The organism is Oligoflexus sp. (genome assembly GCF_035638955.1).
Taxonomy (GTDB): Bacteria; Bdellovibrionota_B; Oligoflexia; order Oligoflexales; family Oligoflexaceae; genus Oligoflexus.
Genome location: NZ_DASQYZ010000366.1, coordinates 1 through 17742, shown reverse-complemented (window position 1 = coordinate 17742; position 17742 = coordinate 1). Strand labels below are relative to the sequence as shown.

Genomic DNA, 17742 nt, shown 5'->3' with positions numbered 1-17742 from the left:
GGGCTCAGGAGTTTTTGCAAACCATGCCTGCGGTTATAGCACCACTCAGGAACATGCTAAAAATAAAAGGAAAACGGATATTTTTCGAGCTGCATTACGCACTCTTCATAATAAATTGTTCGAGAATTTTTGAACCAAGCCTGGCCAGGCCGCAGCGTGGCCACGGGATCGAACCGATACCATTTCGATGTCATTTCGACGGCTCTTAGGACAGCCTAAGCTCAAGGCAAAATGCAAACAAAAGCATGGTCGATCTGGGCCATTAAGTTTGCAATATTGTGTGCTGTCATGTCCTGATGGATCCGGCTTACGACTGTCATGGGAATATAATTATAAATGATTGATTTTATTATAAAATCGGCTCTCAAACAGCGCTTTTTGACAGTTGCATTGGCTGCCTTCGTTGTCGTGTACAGTGCTCTCATTACGAGGCAGCTCAATGTCGATGTTTTTCCGGATCTGAATCGACCCACGGTCCATATCGTCACGGAGATTGAAGGTATGGCACCTGAGGAGATTGAGGCTGCTATCAGTCGGCCCATTGAAAACGCAGTCAATGGTGTCCCTGGAGTCACCCGCGTTTACTCGTCATCGACGACGGGCATCTCGGTTGTACGAGTCGCATTCCAGTGGAATACCGACCTGAAAACAGCAAGGCTCCATGTCTCTGAACGCCTTGGTACAGTGAAGGCAAGGCTACCCAAGGATGCGCAGCCATTCCTCACGCCAACGTCCTCCATTATGGGTGAGATCCAAATGCTGGGGCTCACTGCCGACGATCCTTCCTTTGATCTGATGCGGCTTCGTTCCATTGCGGACTGGCAGCTGAGGCCAAGGCTTCTCTCGATTCCCGGTGTTGCCCAAGCGACTGTTCTTGGCGGGGAGCAGGAGCAGATTCAAATTCTGATAAACCCCACTGAACTTCAAAGACGTCTCATCGGTCCCCGTGATTTGGCTGAGCGTCTTGAGTCCCTCTCGATCGCGACAGGTGGAGGGTTTATTACGGATGGCAATAGAGAATGGCTCATCCGGAACATTGGACGGATCACAGCCTTTGAAGACATTGGTGATACCCCAATCGGCACTCACTTGGGCCGCCCGGTTTTGCTCAAGGATGTGGCCATAATTCAAAGAGGCCCTGCTTCCAGGCGAGGCGACGCTTCCATTAATGGCAAAACCGGTGTCATTCTCATGGTCCAAAAGCAGAGCACCGCTGATACTCTGACTCTGACGAGGCTCATGGATGAATCCCTGGAAGATTTTGGAAAGACGCTTCCCGCGGGTATCAGGCTTGAGCCCAACCTTTTTAAACAGTCTGATTTCATAGAGGCCGCCATAGACAATGTTGTCGAAGCACTGCGTGATGGGACCATCATTGTTTCCATCGTGCTGCTCCTCTTCCTTTTGAATGTCAGAACAACTCTTATTACCCTGACAGCGATTCCACTTTCACTTCTCATCACCGCCATTGCCTTTCATTTTCTGGGGCTTGGTATCAATACCATGACTCTTGGGGGGCTGGCAGTCGCCATTGGCGAGCTTGTCGATGACGCCATTGTTGATGTGGAAAACGTATTCCGGCGGCTCCGGGAAAATAGGGAAAAACAGGTTCCCGAATCGGCTCTCAGGGTCATCTACAAAGCGTCGAGCGAAATTCGTAGTTCAATCGTTCTGGCCACGGTCATTGTTGTGCTGGTTTTTATTCCCCTGTTTGCCCTGCCGGGACTTGAGGGAAGGCTTTTCACACCCATTGGAATAGCCTATGTCATATCAATCATGGCTTCGTTGGTCGTTTCCATCACAATCACCCCGGTCCTTTGTTATTTCCTGCTTGGAAAAACCAAATCTCACTCTGATCATGACAGCTGGCTGGTGAGATGGCTGAAGAAGGTGGACCGAGCGATTCTGAATAAAACCCTGGATCGACCTTTTATCATCCTCGGGGTTTCAGCCGTTCTTTTCATCGGATCTCTTGCACTTGTGCCTTTTATGGGTCGGGATTTCCTGCCACCTTTTAACGAAGGGAGTGCCATGGTTGCAGCCTCTGTCAAGGCTGGAATCTCGCTTGAGGCGTCCAGTGAGTTGGCCATGGTTGTAGAAAAGGCCATTCTTTCCGTGCCTGAAGTCAAGTCCACAGGGAGGCGCACGGGACGAGCCGAGGAGGACGATCATGCTGCAGGGGTCAACCAGACGGAATGGGAGATATCCCTTAAAAAATCGGAGCGGTCGCGCGAGGAAATATTTTCTGACATCCGAAGCAAGGTCAAGGCTGCATTGCCGCCTGATGGGTATTATAGCATCAGCCAACCGATCTCCCATAGGCTTGATCATATCCTTTCAGGAGTCAAAGCTCAGGTTGCCATTAAGCTCTTTGGTCCTGACCTTCGCATTCTCAGGCAGCAGGGTGCCGAGATCCGAAACGCGATTGCCGGTGTTGAAGGTGTGGTGGATCTGCAGATGGAAGGTCAATCTCTGTTTCCCCAATATAAGATCTTTCCCATGCGATCCGATCTCGCCAAATATGGCATTGTCCCCGGCGATGCCATCGAGAGTCTGGAATTGATGCTGCAGGGCGTGCCTGTCACGCGCATCTTTGAAGGGGATAAAATTCTCGATGTTCACGTCCGCCTCGAAGAGAAATACCGAAGGACCGTTGATGACATTAAAAAGCTATCGCTTCATGTGCTCCCTACAGGCCGTGCTATCACCGTTTCTGAAGTCGCTGACGTTTTTGAAACCAGCGGACCCAACGTTATTGAGCGGGAAAATCAAAAAAGGCGGATCGCCATCGCCTTTAATACAAGCGGACGGGATATCGACAGCACGGTTAACGAAGTCAAAGCGCGCATCGAGAAGGCGGTTCAGCTTCCGCCGGGTTACTTCATCGAATTCGATGGTCAGTATGAAAGTCAAAGGCAGGCCATCCGCATGGTCCTCGTCCTTGGTGGACTTTCCATTCTTGGCATTTTTCTGGTCCTGGCCGTCCACTTTCGATCACCCCTCATTGCGTTTCAAATCATGGTCAACATTCCGCTGGCCCTGATCGGAGCCGTGCTTGCCGTTTACGTCACGGATCGTACCTTCTCCGTGGCCACCCTGATTGCTTTCATCACGCTGTGTGGGATCGCAAGCCGAAATGGCATTATGATGATTAGCCATTACCTTCACCTGATGGCGGAAGAGGGCGAGGTTTTTTCCAAAGAGATGATCATACGTGGATCCCTGGAGCGCCTCGTGCCTGTTCTCATGACAGCTTCGACAGCCATGCTGGCTTTGACGCCGCTTCTTTTTGCGAAGGGCGAGCCGGGGAAGGAGATCCTGCATCCTGTGGCCGTTGTCATAGTCAGCGGCCTCTTATCGTCTACGATCCTTGACATCTTTGTGACTCCAGCGATTTTTTATAGATTTGGTCGAAAAGCAGCCGAGAGGGCTGTAAAACATAGGTTGGACGCGATAAGCGGCTCGTCTGAACTTTAATTTGGAGATATCCATGAAAACTTTTTTGGCCTTGACGTCCCTTTTGCTGGGAGCAGCTGCTCCCCTCATGGCTCATGATGGCCATAATCACGAAGCCGCTACGGAAACTGCACCCCATGGTGGAACCCTTCGCAATGCAGGGGATTATAAAGCTGAGATCGTCATCAACGGTGATAATCTCAAACTCTATATCTTTGATAAACAGCTCAAACCCATGAAGCTGGAGAAGGCTGAACTCACCGGGGATGTTCAATTTCCTAAGGAAAAAAGCAAGCCCGTCACCTTCAAGAAAGCTGGCGAATTCTATAGCGCTACCGTCAAAGGAATTAGCAAGGTCCATCGCTACGATATGCATGTAAACCTTGAAGTGGCTGGCAAGAAGGTTGTCGCGGATTTTGGTATCGATAATATTTGAATCTGAGATGGCGCTGCTTTCGGGCAGCCTCTTTACAGGGAGGTTTCTGACGCGATGGAAAACGTGGACGATTGTGATAGCCCGATACACCGATAGGTGCTTGAGGTTGGTCGCAAAGACCCATGGTACAGCTGCTCAGATCAGGTGAAATCTCGAAACTTCATTTTGCTGGCGGCACGTTTAACCTTGAAGAATACTTCTGTGTGAAGTATCTATCGTAGGTCCATCCATCCATTTGTATTTCGGCTGAGGAAGTTTTATGGCACAGCGCATCGGAGGAACCCGGCCGGGCGATGTGCTATCGGCGAAGGTTAACGAGCCTGACACACTTTCGGTAGGAAGAGTGTTAAGGCAAAAACGTGAACAGGAAGGCGCCACCTTAAGCGAGTTCGCAGGACGGCTTAAGATATCTTCAGCCAACCTCTGCGATCTGGAATCCGGTCGCAGGACCCCAAGACCCCAGCGAATTGTTCAGATCGCGGCTGCACTTGGCCTTGATGCAGAGGCGTTGCTTGAGCTGGCGCTCGAACAGCTTCTCCGACGGGAGCGACTGACCTACAAAGTCACAATAGTAAGAAACCATTTGAACATGTAAAAAATAGCTGCATTGTTTTCAAGGCAGGTTGTCGCGAAACGAAGTATTTTAAAAACGAGCGAAAGGGAGCAAATATGCACGTGAGAAGTCGTTTGATGCTGGTTATCGAAAACGTTGAAGACGACCTTCTCAAGGACTGGGTCAAGGAGCAGTTGGCTGCTCCTATGCTCAGACGTGAACTTATGTCTGAGACAGAGCTCCGGGATCAAAGCCGGACCTTCCTGAAACTCTTTCGCGGTGTGCCATCCAAGGACGGTCTACTCAGTACAGACGGAAGCGAGTGGGCCAAAGTCAAAGAGTTTGTTTCAGACATTTCACGTTCGCGAGCCAAGCAAGGATTTAGCCCATCAGAGACGGCAACCTTTATATTTTCCTTGCGTCTGCCTCTTTTTAGAATGCTTCGGTCCGAGCTTACACGTGAACCGGACCAGCTCTTCGGCGAGCTCGAAAATGCTGCTGCCATACTCGATAAACTCGGCCTTTATTCGACTGAAGTCTATCAGAAGAGCCGTGAGGAGATAATCAACCGTCAGCAGCAGGAAATGCTTGAAGTGTCGACGCCGGTTATCAGGCTCTGGGAAGGCATTTTAGCCCTCCCACTCATTGGCACCCTCGACAGTCGCCGCACACAGATCGCGATGGAGGTGCTGCTTCAAGAGATCGTTGTCACTGGGGCTGATGTCGCGATCATCGACATTACGGGAGTTCCCATGGTGGATACCCTTGTCGCGCAGCACCTCCTTAAGACAGTCGCCGCGACCCGCTTGATGGGCGCTGAATGCATAATCAGCGGCATTCGCCCTCAGATTGCACAGACAATGGTTCATTTAAGTATAGACCTCGGCAAGGTTGCAACCAAAGCCACGCTCGCGGACGCCTTTCTGTTGGCACTTCGGAGGCGGAGTTCTTCCACGAGTGCCGATGACAAATCATCGTCACTATTTAATCAGAACAGCGCACGGGGAGAATAGGCATGGAGCGCATACCCATTCTGAAATTGAGTGATTTCCTGTTGGTGACAATTCAGGTCGATATGCATGACCGACTCGCCTTGACCCTACAGGAAGAGCTTACTGCCAAAATTGTGACCACCAAAGCGCGCGGTGTGTTGATAGATATTTCAGCCATGGAGATGGTTGATTCCTTCATTGGTCGAATCATTGGAAATATTGCTGCTATGTCGAGAATTCTTGATGCTGAGACCGTTCTTGTCGGGATGCAGCCCTCAGTAGCGATTACTATTGTTGAGCTCGGCATGACGTTACCCGGGGTGCGCACAGCCCTCAATGTCGATAAGGGCCTCAAGCTCCTGCGTGACTCACTGGGCAAAGACAGGGGTGAGGACGCTTATGGAGGTCTTGAAGCATGAGAGCGTTCTGATTAGGGAAGAGGCAGGGGTCGTCGAAGCTCGCCAGAAAGCCAAAGCTCTAGCTCAAGAGCTTAACCTTGGCCTGACCAATCAGACCAAAGTTGTCACCGCAGTCAGTGAAATAGCGCGCAACACCTTAATCTACGGTGGAGGCGGCACCGCAACCCTCGAAATTTTGCAGGAAATAGGCCGTAAAGGTCTCAGGATAACGTTCACGGATAAGGGTCCGGGCATAGCTAATCTGACTCTGGCACTGACGGACGGTTTCACCACCGGCAGTGGCATGGGCCTTGGCCTGAGCGGAGCTAAACGCCTTGTCGATGAATTTGAACTTGATTCAAGACCCGGTGAAGGCACACGCGTGGTCTTAACAAAATGGAAGTAGGTGAGCCTATGATAACACCAATAATGGTTGAGATTGCAGAGGCGAGCCAGGTGGGTGAGGCCAGGAGAATTGGGCAAAGGATGGCCGCGTCTTGCGGTTTTGATGAAATTGACGACGGCCGAGTCAGTCTTATTATAACCGAAGCAGCCACAAATATTTTGCGCTACGGGAACGGCGGGAGCATCATTCTTCAGGCTTGCTACAGGCAGGATGAAACCCTTGGTATGGAAATTCTGGCACTGGATCGGGGACCCGGAATGTCCGATCCTGGAGCGTGTCTCCGTGATGGATATTCAACAGGAGGCACCCAAGGCTCGGGATTGGGAGCGATGCAACGACTTTCCGACTGCTTTGACATATACTCGGCTTTAAATAAAGGCACAGCAATTTTATGTCGCGTATTTCCCCGTAAATCCAGTCCTGAGGGGCTTGGAAGTCCAAAATTGCCGTTCAGCTGGGGCAGCATTGCCATGCCCTATCCAGGTGAAGACGTATGTGGCGACAGCTGGGCCGCTTGCGTAAACAATGAGCGTGGAATTTTTCTGGTTGTTGATGGGCTCGGTCACGGTTTGGGTGCTGCCGACGCATCGCGCGAAGCGGTGTCGACTTTTAAACAAATGTCTCATCTGGAACCCTTGACGGTCATGCAGCATTGTAACGATTCTCTACGAAAAACCCGTGGCGCCGCAGCAGCGATCACAGAGATCGACCTGAGTAAAAACATGGCACGCTATACTGGAATCGGCAATATTGCTGGCAGCATTACCTCGGTCGACAAGAGTCAGCATATGGTGTCACAGCCAGGAATTTTGGGTCATTCGACAAGAAAGTTTCAGGAGTTCACCTACTCCCGGGACAAGGAGACCATTCTCATTATGCATTCGGATGGCCTTTCCACACGGTGTGATCTCAGGGGGTACCCAGGTCTGATCGCTCGTGATCCAACTCTTATTGCCGGCGTGCTTTTTCGTGATTTTCAGCGTGACAAGGACGATGCCACCATTATCGTGGTACGAACCACGGCTCCCTATACAGGATTGAAGGAATGGAAAGAATCCTCCTCACTGTAAGCATTTCCTACGAACAGGATGTGGTGCTATGTCGACAACGCGCCCGACAGATCGCAGCCTTACTCGGCTTTGAGTTACAAGAACAGACTCGCGTTGCCACAGCGGTGTCTGAAATTGCTCGAAATGCATTTCGCTATGCAGTTTCCGGAAAGGCGACTTTTTCCGTGACTGACAGCCCAACGCTTTCGTTTCAGATTCGGATTCAGGATCGAGGCAAGGGCATACAGAATCTTGACGAAATCCTCACAGGCCGACATGAGTCAAAGAACGGGATGGGCTTGGGCATTTCCGGTTCACGTCGACTGATGGATAGCTTTTCGATAGAAAGTTCTCCCGATACCGGGACCCTTGTCGTATTACGCAAGAACATCCCATTCCGAAAGGAGCAATTTCGGCCTGACGAGATCGCGCTTTTGGCAGGCGAGCTGGCTAAAACCATTCCCAACGACGCGTTCTCGGAATTAAGACAACAGAATGCTGAACTAGCACAAGCGATGCGCATACTGCAAGAGCGCGAGGAGGAATTAACCACCCAGCGCAATAGCTTGCACATCCTGAATGAAGAATTGGCCAACACAAACAGGGGTGTCGTTGCGCTGAATAAAGAACTGGAAGAAAGAGCCGAGGCTATTAAATACGCAGGCGAGATCAAATCGCGCTTTCTTTCGCACATGACTCACGAGTTCCGCACCCCCCTTAATTCCATCCTTTCGCTCACGCGAATTCTGCTCAGCACGTGTGATTCGGATGAGCTATCGCTCGAGCGTCAAAAGCAGATCATGTTTGTAAGAAAATCAGCAGAACAGCTTTCCGAGATGATTAACGATATGCTGGATACGGCCAAGCTTGAAGCCGGGCGCGTTGAAGTTCAGCCGGGCGACGTCGAGGTTGCCGAGCTGTTCGGTTCACTACGGGCGATGTTTCGCCCGCTCCTGAGGCCAGAGCACCCGGTTGAACTGATCTTTGAGATAGACGAGTCAATCCCTCTTTTATACTCCGATGAAGGAAAGATCGCCCAGATCCTTCGCAATTTCATTTCAAACGCTTTGAAATTCACTGTCGAAGGTGAAGTCAGGGTCAAGGCCCGGCTTGCAAGCGATGACTTCGTGGAATTCTCCGTTATCGATACCGGAATCGGCATATCCCTCAAGGACCAGGATCGAATTTTTCAAGAATTCACGCAGCTGGACGGCCCTATGCAACGCCTTTCGAAAGGGACAGGGCTAGGTCTCCCACTTGCGCGTCGCCTTTCAGAATTGCTAGGCGGTCAGGTTTCGGTCCAGAGTGAGCCGGGAGTTGGTTCAACTTTTGCGGTGCTACTCCCCGTCCGGTGTTCACAATTGTTGTCTGTCGCCGAGCGGCAAGTATCCGGAGGAGTGTCCAGACCGACTCCGAATAGCCAACCGGTCAATTCTTTTGTTACTACGCCGCATAATATGCCAGACTCGACTCCTGCTTCCTACATGGACAAAGAAACGTTTCAATCGATCGCGTCCCGCTCCCTTGCCAGGGCCAGACTGGCCTTTCAAAATCTCTCTAAATCCGCATCGGCATTGGACACAGCTTTTTCGCTGAATGTGGAACCCGGTCTATCAACTGAAAGCACGCCGATCATTGTTATTTCACTTATGTCTGGCGAACGGACGGAAAGGTCAAGTGACACCCGTCTGAGCATTAAACCGAATGACCAGATTTGGTTTCTTAAGAAACTCCATGATATCGTCGGAGAAATACGTCCCAATCGGGTTCTCATAATTGACGATGACGAGATATCTCGATACATTTTGGTTGATTTGTTGAAGGACTCAAGCTGTACAATCCTTGAGGCGAAGGGAGGAAAGGAAGGATTGCAACGAGCGAGCGAAGATCAGCCGCAGGTCATTTTCCTGGATCTTCGGATGCCGGATATGAGTGGCTTTGAAGTACTAGCGGCGTTAAAAAACAATCCAGACACCAAAGACATTCCAGTCATTGTCAATTCGTCTGTTCGGGTTGCACCCGCTGACTTCGTTGCTCTTGAGGGGCAGCCCATTGCAATTTTGTCCAAGGAATTGCCGCAGGACATGGCTGCGGAAAGGATCCAGGAGGCTCTGCGCCACGCGGGATTGATAGGCTTGGATTTGACAGGAGAGCAAGGAATATGAAGGCAGCTGAAAGCGTTACAGTCCTCGTGGTCGATGACGAGGCCGCAAGCCGATACTCAACGACATGGGCGCTTAACATGGCAGGTTATGAGGTGCTGGAGGCCGTCAGCGGCAAGGAAGCACTGATGAAACTTTCCGAAGGGCCATCGCTTGTCATCCTTGATATTAATCTGCCTGACATTACAGGTTTTGAAGTCTGTCAAAAGATAAAGGAAAATCCGGCGACAAAAGATGTCCCGATACTTCATATTTCCGCCTGTTACACATCCCCTGCCGATAAGATTCAGGGTCTTGACCTTGGAGCTGATGGCTATCTTATTCACCCTGTCGAGCCACCGGAACTCATAGCTACCGTAAAATCCCTCCTCCGCGCCCGGCGCTCTGAGGAAGAGGCTCGATCCCACTCAAGGCGGTGGAGGGCCACATTTGACGCCATTAACGATGGTGTTGCCGTGTTGTCCGCAGAAGGCGAGATCAAGCAGATGAATATTGCAATGAGCGAGGCCATACTGCAATACAACGATCAAATGAAATGCGAAGGCCAATCAATCCTGGATTTATTTGCTCAAGATGAACCCTGGGCCCTTGCCGCCCGGGATGCACTGGGCCGATTAATTTCCAGGCCTTCCAGTGAGATCGTGGATATTGCCATCCGTGACCGCTGGTACCTGGGCAGGGTTAATACCGTGGAGTCCGACGCCAAAAACGGACAAACCGATGTGGTCCTGACGCTTGTTGATGTGACAGAAAGACGACTTTCCGCAAACAAGGCAAGGGAAACCGAAGAGCGTTTCAGATTGTTCATGGAAAACGTGAAGGACCACTTAATTTTCCTCATTGATCTTGATGGGCGGATTGTTGACTGGAATTTAGGCGCTGAGAGAATTACAGGTTTTGCGTGTAGCGATGTGCTTGGAAAAAGCTTTGCAAAGCTCTTCAGTGAGGAAGACCGTCAGGCGGGAGTTCCTGAGCTTGAGCTCTTGAACGTCCAGCGTAAAGGTCAAATGGCTGATAAGCGCTGGTATATGAAGAAAGATGGAAGTCGCTATCTTGCCGATGGATTCACCACTCTTCTAAAAGACGAAAGTGGAAGCCCACGAGGTTATGCAAAGATTTCAAAAGACGCGACGGACCTTATGCTCGCGGAAGCGAGCCGACGAGATAGCGAGGAGAGGTTTCGGCAACTGGCCGAAAATATCCGAGAAATTTTTTGGCTCAAGAATCTGGAAACCAGAGAACTTCTTTACGTCAGCCCCACTATAGAAGAGGTGTGGGGACATGGAAGCCAATGGTTCCTGGCAGCTGGACCGGAAAAGCTCCTCGCTGCCGTCTTTCCCGAAGATAGAGAGAAGGTTCAGCTATTTTGGGAGCGACAGCTGACGGCCCAGCCCGCATCTGAGGAATACCGCGTCGTTCGATCTGATGGCGAGATCAGATGGGTCTTTGACCGAGCCTTTCCCGTCCTGGACTTAGGTGGTCATTTTTACAGAATCGCCGGGATTGCTGAAGACATTACATCCCGTAAAAGGGAGGCCCTCGAGCTCGAAGCAGCTAAAGAGCTTGCCGAAGAGGCCAACAGAATGAAGAGTTCTTTCCTTGCCAATATGAGTCACGAAATCAGGACTCCGCTAGGAGCCATGCTGGGTTTTGGAGAGCTGCTGCGGGATCCCAATATCTCGGTCGCTGAGCGTGAGGAATTCGTCACTACCATCAATCGGAATGGTCATGACCTGGCTCAACTGATCGACGATATACTTGACCTTTCGAAGGTCGAATCTGGACGGCTTGATCTGGAGAATTTGCCGATCAATCTTTCAAACCTAATCAGTGACGTCACAAGTTCGTTGAGTATTAAGGCGCGTGAGAAAGGCGTCATCCTTGCGTCCAGGTTCGAGCCTGAGGTTCCAGAAATAATCGCCTCAGATCCTTCCAGACTTAGGCAGATTCTTATGAACATCGTTGGCAATGCGATCAAGTTTACCGCTAAAGGGGAAGTTTGTGTCACGCTTGCCCTGGAAGAGTCTGAAGGTGCCCCTCCCATGGTTTCTTTTATTGTAAAAGATACCGGTCAAGGAATCTCTGCCAGTGAGCGGGAACGACTGTTCAAGCCATTTGCGCAGGCGGATGTCTCAACCACTCGCAACTATGGAGGGACGGGGCTGGGCCTTGTGCTATCAAGGAAGCTTGCTCAGGCTCTCGGTGGGGACGTCATCCTTGACCGAAGCGCGCCTGGCGAGGGCAGCACCTTTATCGTTAGGATCAGGTCGAGCCTCTCTCTTTCAGCTGGGCCTGGCACGGAGCTTGTTAAAGACAAAGCAGAGGTACGGGCGCCCAAAACCCGAAGCTCACTTGAAGGCATGAAGGTTTTGCTGGCCGAAGATTCAGCGGACAACAGAACTTTAGTGAAACGTATCCTTGTTCAGAACGGTGCTGAGATTGACTTCGCAGAAGATGGTGCCGAAGCTTTGAGCAAAGCCCTTGAAGGAAATTATGATATCGTCCTGATGGATATGCAGATGCCTAATTTGGATGGATATTCAGCGACAAGAGAACTCAGAAAACGAGGATATGCCAAGCCAATCATAGCAATCACCGCTCATGCCATGAAGGAAGAAAGGGAAAAAACCCTAACAGCCGGCTGCAACTTGCACTTAAGTAAACCCTTGAACTTTAAGCTACTCATCAGCTCCATTGAGAGCTGTAGACGCACCATCCTTTCCTAAGGTTCTGGAAAGCGAACTATGCCTTGAGCTTGAACCTGGCTGAACAGACTCCATCCGGATGCAGGATCAGTGAGTCGGCTGTGCGCTTGATACAGGCATGAACTCAAGAACAACCGAACTCAATGCCGTCACCGCTGTGGCAAGGGCGGGCAGCTCCACTTGGAAAGCAGGATTATGATTGAAGCCGATTGAACCACCTTTGCTCAGCACTTCCCTGACATCCGGTTTTCCCGATCCCACTTCAATCCAGACGATTTTTGCCCTGGGGTTGGGAGCTGCCAGAAGATGAAAATCCTCGGACGCCATTTGTGTCTCCGCCCCTTCAAGTACGTTCTTCTCCCCTAGAGATTTCACCATGGCTTTTTTAGCTTTCGCTGTGGCTTCAGTATCATTAACAACCGGAACAGTCCCGCCCACCATGGTGTAGGTAGGCATCTTATCCTTGCCGAGGCCTTGCCCCAATGCAAGATGATCGGTGGTGGATTTGATGCCGTTGACGAGCGTATCGCGGACTTTTTCATCAAACCAACGAAGGTTGACTTTGAGAACGGCCTGGTCGGCAATAATGTTGTTGCTGGTTCCCGACTGAAACGCTCCCACCGACAGCACAGCTACTTCCGTCGGATCAACGCCTCGACTGATGAGAGTTTGGTATTCGAGAACGGCAAGTGATCCAAGGACAATCGGATCTTTAGCCAGGTGGGGAGATGAACCGTGACCACCGATTCCCCGAATCGTAACATCAAGAGAAGTGGATCCCGTCAACCGCCGGCCATTGCGTATTCCAACTTTCCCAGCAGGGAGAGTGGGAGAGGTATGGGCAGAAATCAATACATCCGGTTTCGGCACAAATTCATAAAGACCATCTTTGACCATGGAAGTTGCGCCGCTTAAAAGCTCTTCCGCCGGTTGAGCGACCATGATTAACGTACCGGCCCAATTTTCTTTGGTTCTCGCCATTTGATGGGCGATCTCCATGAGCCAGGCTGTATGAGCGTCATGCCCGCAGGTATGAGCGACAGGTGTTTCGGAACCATCGGCTCCTTTGACATTTTTTTTGCTGGCATAGGGGAGCCTGGTTTGCTCGCTCATGGGAAGAGCGTCCATATCACTGCGCACCATGACCACAGGGCCAGCGCCATTCTTCAGAAGTCCTACAACACCTGTTTTACCAATGCCTGTGCGAACTTCGTAACCTGATCCTTTTAGGGCATCGGCCACCATCTTCGCGGTTTTTTCCTCCTGATAGCCGAGTTCTGGATCAGAATGTATCCGCTTAAAATTGTCAATCATCCGCACTTCATTTTTAGCGACGTCTTTTTTTAGGTCTTCGTAGAACGTCGACGTCTGCCCATGCAAATCTGAACACAAAATCATCGCAACAGCCATGACAGCGATGTGATTCATGTCCTCCTCCTTTTATCTTGAACGACCTGACGATACAGTTTCGTCCCAAACACGGCCGATGCTCACAACGTTCCGCAGATCACGTTTTTGCGTGATAGTTAACGAGTGGAATACTTCTGTTCCGGTTATTGTACAAGATCGCATCTTTCCCAGGGGATAAACTCCCAGGGCGGTGGGTTTCTGATGACTTCGACTTTTCTTGTAGGGTTCGGGTTCTACTTACAGGAGGATAATACTTGGGGCCGGAAACTCGAGGTGAAAACTCGATTTGCGTAGAATGACTATTAATTCGATTCTTTTCGTATTCTGTTCCAGCTACATCATCCATGAGGCTGGTGCCAAGCAGCCTCTTTCAACGATACTGTGGGTGCTCTAACTTTCCCGAACAAAATTGACGCAAATCCTGCTTCGTTAGCTCTGGATATTAGTTAATAAAATCAATTAGCTATGAATTTTATGTCGATAAAATGGAGAAAAATCGATATGTTGGATTTTCACCACGTAAAACCATTCAATTCTCTTCCGGCACTTCCACCAGCGCGGGACGTCGAGACTATACCTTCACTATGAAACAGGGGTTGACCCTTTGATTCGTATGGCAGTGGCTCACTATCAGTTTGAGGCTATTCACCCTTTTACTGATGGGATTGGACGTACAGGTCGCGCCCTAAACCTTTTATATCTGACCCATGAGGGGCTTCTATCACAGGCCGCGACAAAATTTTTATTCACCCCAAGTTCATGCAGCTTCTCACAAGTGCAGAACACACTTTTGGGCGATATAAGCACTAGACTTACATCCTTCTTGGAGATTCAATTCTTTAGGCCCGAGGACTTGATGAAAATAAAAGGCTGAAGTGGAAAAGGGGAGCCTCAGCTCCCAGAGCAGATCATTCAGGAATGGAGTAAACTCTCACACGGCCTTCGGTATCCAGCACGCTGAGAACGCTTGGGCTCAATGCTTCCATACCATCGATAGAGCCGTTGTTGGCCACCGGTACGATCATGCGGCCTAGGAATGTCGGATTGGTCAGATCTTTCATGGACCAGGCTTCCACTGTGCCCAAACTCCGCGTAGCGATGAAGACTTTATCGCCAGCAAAGGACACCAACTTTTTGCGCGGGGTCGTATCGTAGGCATAGGTGCTGATCGGATCCTTGTCCAGCCCCTGCAAATCACAGATCTGGAACTGACTATCGGTTACGACCAGCAGCTTGTCGCCGATGACTTTGACGTCTTTGGTCAGGGAGCCGCAAGTTCTGTCTTGCTTGCTGATCAATTGCGGTTGCTTCGGGTTGGAGACATCGAAGGAATAAAATCTGAACGTAAGATCAGTGGCGTAGAGTTTTTTCAAGTCCTCTGATGGCACGAAGAATGTCGAGCCTGGGATCGCCTCACCAAGGGCCAAAGTCGATTGGTCCATTTCCTTCGGCTTATAGATATGAAGAGCCAGCAAATACCCTTGAACAGTTTCGGCCTGCTGCGCAAACATATAAACAACGTCCCCGATTCTGGACGTTTCCATAGTCAGAAAATTTTCTATCAACCTCAAATCCGATTTCAATCGGGTTTCCGTCGAACCTTGAGTGCTTGGATATAAAGTCTGTGTGACCGGGGCCGACGGGGCTTTTAAATCCAGGGTATGAAAGGCATTTGGTATGTAACTGAGAACCAGCAGGTTTTGCTTATCGTTGCTGAGCACAGCGCTATGAGAGGTAGCATGGTCAGGTGGGAGGCTATACGTGATGTCAGAGGTCACGCTTATTTTATCGGGATCATTCGCGTCGACAACCACGACTTTGTTCAAATTTGTCAGGAGTATCGTGTTATTGTGGCTGCTAAGCTGGTTGATGGAACTTTCAACGGAGACTTCCGAGCGGAAGATGAAAGGGTTGGCTTCGGGACTGGATTTGGTGTCCGATTTCCCACAACCTACGAGAATTGCCATGATATTGAAAGTGATCAGTGGGCGCAATGAAAGCATGGATGTTGGTCCTCACAAGGATGCAAGCGAAGCCGAGCCGAAATAGCAGTACGGCTTGCAAGCGTCAAGGTCTCCCCGGAAGGACGGAAAAAATGAACACATGCTGCAGCTAAAGCCGAAACAGCAGGCCAACCAGCTCATTTCTTTACCATGAGGTTTGAGGGTAGGCGCCATGCCGATGGCCTAACCATTCAAGGTTTCCGACACGTCACGCTGGCAATATCTTCGAGCGCTGCCTTGAGTTGATTTAACTGGGTGGCATCATAATAATCAAGCGGCGAGGATGCTATCCGTCTCAGGGTTTTGCGATCTGCCTTCGCCGAAAAACCTACCGTGAAAATACGGATGCCCTGCGCTTTAACCTTGGCCGCCGCCTCGACAGGATCGTCTCCTCGGGTGTTCCGACCGTCGCTGACAAATATCATGAGTTTCTTTTCAGCTGGCTGAGCACTCGCCAGAGCCTGTGCGCCTGTCTGCAGGCCCGCCGCCATGTTGGTGCCGGCTCTGGCCTGTTCACCGCTGATGGCCGTCTTGATCTTTTGATAGTCACCTGTCAGGCTCTCGCGGAGTGTGCTGCTGACATTGACACTCGCGAAGGCTCCACGATCCCGATTCGCATTCAGGAAGTTGATGAAGTTATTCAAGGCCTGCTTGGCGATCGTCACCTTGTCATTGCTTTTCATGGATGCTGAAGTATCCAGAACCAGGGTGAAGGCAATAGGCACCTGGCAGTAATCGACAATCTCAGCACACTTGAGAAAACCCTCGCTATCCATTCCTACGGCAGCGGTCCCTGGCTTGCAGCTCGCATCAAAGGCAGAGAGTTCCGCTGGGGCACAGAGGATCTGACCTTCAGCGGTCATACCGCTCACATATTCGCCATCCGGGCACACAAAGGTGGCAAGGCTGGCTGTTCCCTGCACGGGGGGAAAGTCACGACCTTTGAAAAAATCCGTGGAAGCCCTGCGGATTTGAAATTTTGTCTTGACCTCGCTGGGCGTCGAACAGCTGCTAGCTCCTCCGCCACAGAAAAGCTGCACATCAGTTTGCACGTCGATAGGACAGTTTTCCGCGCAGGGTCGGCCGTTGAGATCAAGCAGCCCACTGACCCTCTGACCACGGGCGTCATAAAGAACAAGCTTCTCACCCACGGCTGTGGGCTGGCAATTGCCAGAGCCGAAGCATAGGTTCAAGCGACTTCCCGGATTGCGCTGAGCACTCAGGTTCATGGCGCCCAAGGACCGGGCTGTATTCGTCAGCTTGGCTTCGAAAAGATCCATCCTCTGGTGCATGCGGGTGATCTTCAGTGAATCCATGCGATAATTCATGATCTGATAGATACCACTCGACACGACCGCCATAGCCCCGGCCACGAGCAGAGTGGATATCAAGGAGAAACCTGACTGCGAACGAGGATGTAATTCGTGTTCGTGCATGTGTTCCTCCTTTCACCAGAAGCGTGGGCTGCAACTCAGCTGCCCTGCGGCGCTGAGTCCGCTGATAAAAAATTGATCGCTGGTCTTTGCATTCAGGCTCTGGCAATCCAATGGCGTGACCTGCAGCCCTCCAGGAAGAGCCGCTTTGTTGCTGTCGATGAATACAATGTCTGAGCGGGGAACGCACAGGGGCTCGCCTCGGATTCCTATGCCACGCAAAACGCTGTTGCCTCCGGGACACTGCAGCTGTAAACCAGGGAACAGCCCTCCGCTGTAACGCTCCATCTCCTGGGCGATCTTCCGAATTGGCTTTGTGCCGCCGCTCTCGTAGATATCAGCCTCGATCAAACGTCCGGCGTACTCCAGCCATAGGGTTTCCCGAGTCAACGAGGAAGCAGAAAGCTTTGGCTGGAGGTCAGAGGACCTGGCTACCTCCCATCATCGGAGATTGTTTGTTTTCCTCTTGCCAAATGCTTATGGCATTCATACATTTGTTCGGCTGGAGGGTATGTTGGCAAGATCCACAACGAAAACCTTTGTGTTCGAGACGGAGATTGTTTCATCTCCGGATGACTTTCGTTCGCTTCGGCAGTCCGAGGAGCATGGAAGGAAGCTCTACAACGCGGTGCTGGGAAAACTGCTCAGCAGCCTGTCGCGGATGAAACAGAGTCGGGAATACAAGGTCACTGTCCTTCTGCCTAAAACTGATCCGAGGCGGAAGGCGGACTTCGCTCAG

13 protein-coding genes and 2 pseudogenes are annotated in these 17742 nt (G+C 50.8%); 11 read left to right on the top strand and 4 right to left on the bottom strand.

All coding sequences use genetic code 11. From position 1 onward, the window contains the following. Window positions 1-336 precede the first annotated feature (336 nt). From VE954_RS32015 to VE954_RS31975, 9 genes are all read left to right on the top strand, one after another. Complete coding sequence (locus VE954_RS32015; protein ID WP_324960680.1) at window positions 337-3477, top strand: efflux RND transporter permease subunit; 3141 nt, start codon at window positions 337-339, stop codon at window positions 3475-3477. A gap of 13 nt (window positions 3478-3490) precedes the next feature. Beyond that, on the top strand, window positions 3491-3892 hold the full coding sequence (locus VE954_RS32010; RefSeq protein ID WP_324960678.1) for a hypothetical protein: 402 nt from the start codon (window positions 3491-3493) through the stop codon (window positions 3890-3892). A gap of 259 nt (window positions 3893-4151) precedes the next feature. After that, entirely contained in the window at window positions 4152-4487 is a 336-nt protein-coding gene (locus VE954_RS32005) for a helix-turn-helix transcriptional regulator (RefSeq protein WP_324960676.1), read from the top strand. A 74-nt stretch (window positions 4488-4561) separates the two neighbouring features. Beyond that, entirely contained in the window at window positions 4562-5458 is an 897-nt protein-coding gene (locus VE954_RS32000) for an STAS domain-containing protein (RefSeq protein WP_324960674.1), read from the top strand. 2 nt (window positions 5459-5460) lie between these two features. After that, window positions 5461-5856 carry an STAS domain-containing protein gene (locus VE954_RS31995; protein WP_324960672.1) on the top strand — a complete coding sequence of 132 codons (396 nt, stop codon included), beginning with the start codon at window positions 5461-5463 and terminating at the stop codon, window positions 5854-5856. Next, entirely contained in the window at window positions 5837-6241 is a 405-nt protein-coding gene (locus VE954_RS31990) for an anti-sigma regulatory factor (RefSeq protein WP_324960670.1), read from the top strand. The genes VE954_RS31995 and VE954_RS31990 overlap by 20 nt, the downstream gene beginning before the upstream one ends. 8 nt (window positions 6242-6249) lie before the next feature. Beyond that, window positions 6250-7311: an ATP-binding SpoIIE family protein phosphatase gene (locus tag VE954_RS31985; protein ID WP_324960668.1), complete on the top strand. Its 1062-nt coding sequence runs from the start codon at window positions 6250-6252 to the stop codon at window positions 7309-7311. Beyond that, the gene (locus VE954_RS31980) at window positions 7287-9455 is read left to right on the top strand and encodes an ATP-binding protein (protein ID WP_324960667.1); all 2169 of its coding nucleotides are present in this window, start codon (window positions 7287-7289) and stop codon (window positions 9453-9455) included. Before VE954_RS31985 ends, VE954_RS31980 begins: the two co-directional genes overlap by 25 nt. Then, complete coding sequence (locus VE954_RS31975; protein WP_324960665.1) at window positions 9452-12178, top strand: response regulator; 2727 nt, start codon at window positions 9452-9454, stop codon at window positions 12176-12178. The genes VE954_RS31980 and VE954_RS31975 overlap by 4 nt, the downstream gene beginning before the upstream one ends. A gap of 66 nt (window positions 12179-12244) precedes the next feature. Here VE954_RS31975 and VE954_RS31970 read toward each other — a convergent pair whose 3' ends face one another. Continuing rightward, window positions 12245-13585 carry an amidohydrolase gene (locus tag VE954_RS31970; RefSeq protein WP_324960663.1) on the bottom strand — a complete coding sequence of 447 codons (1341 nt, stop codon included), beginning with the start codon at window positions 13583-13585 and terminating at the stop codon, window positions 12245-12247. A gap of 556 nt (window positions 13586-14141) precedes the next feature. Between VE954_RS31970 and VE954_RS43930 the strand changes: the two are divergent. After that, window positions 14142-14288 (top strand): annotated as a pseudogene (locus tag VE954_RS43930) (Fic family protein); the annotation flags it as partial. Between the two features lie 187 nt (window positions 14289-14475). Here VE954_RS43930 and VE954_RS31965 read toward each other — a convergent pair. From VE954_RS31965 to VE954_RS31955, 3 genes are all read right to left on the bottom strand, one after another. Continuing rightward, window positions 14476-15570, bottom strand: a complete 1095-nt coding sequence (locus VE954_RS31965; protein WP_324960661.1) for a hypothetical protein — start codon at window positions 15568-15570, stop codon at window positions 14476-14478. 191 nt (window positions 15571-15761) lie between these two features. Then, window positions 15762-17006, bottom strand: coding sequence for a vWA domain-containing protein (locus tag VE954_RS31960; protein ID WP_324960659.1), 1245 nt, complete (start codon window positions 17004-17006; stop codon window positions 15762-15764). Between the two features lie 12 nt (window positions 17007-17018). Further along, on the bottom strand, window positions 17019-17354 hold the full coding sequence (locus VE954_RS31955) for a hypothetical protein (protein ID WP_324960657.1): 336 nt from the start codon (window positions 17352-17354) through the stop codon (window positions 17019-17021). A gap of 160 nt (window positions 17355-17514) precedes the next feature. Between VE954_RS31955 and VE954_RS31950 the strand changes: the two are divergent. Beyond that, window positions 17515-17742, top strand: a pseudogene (locus VE954_RS31950) (hypothetical protein); the annotation flags it as partial.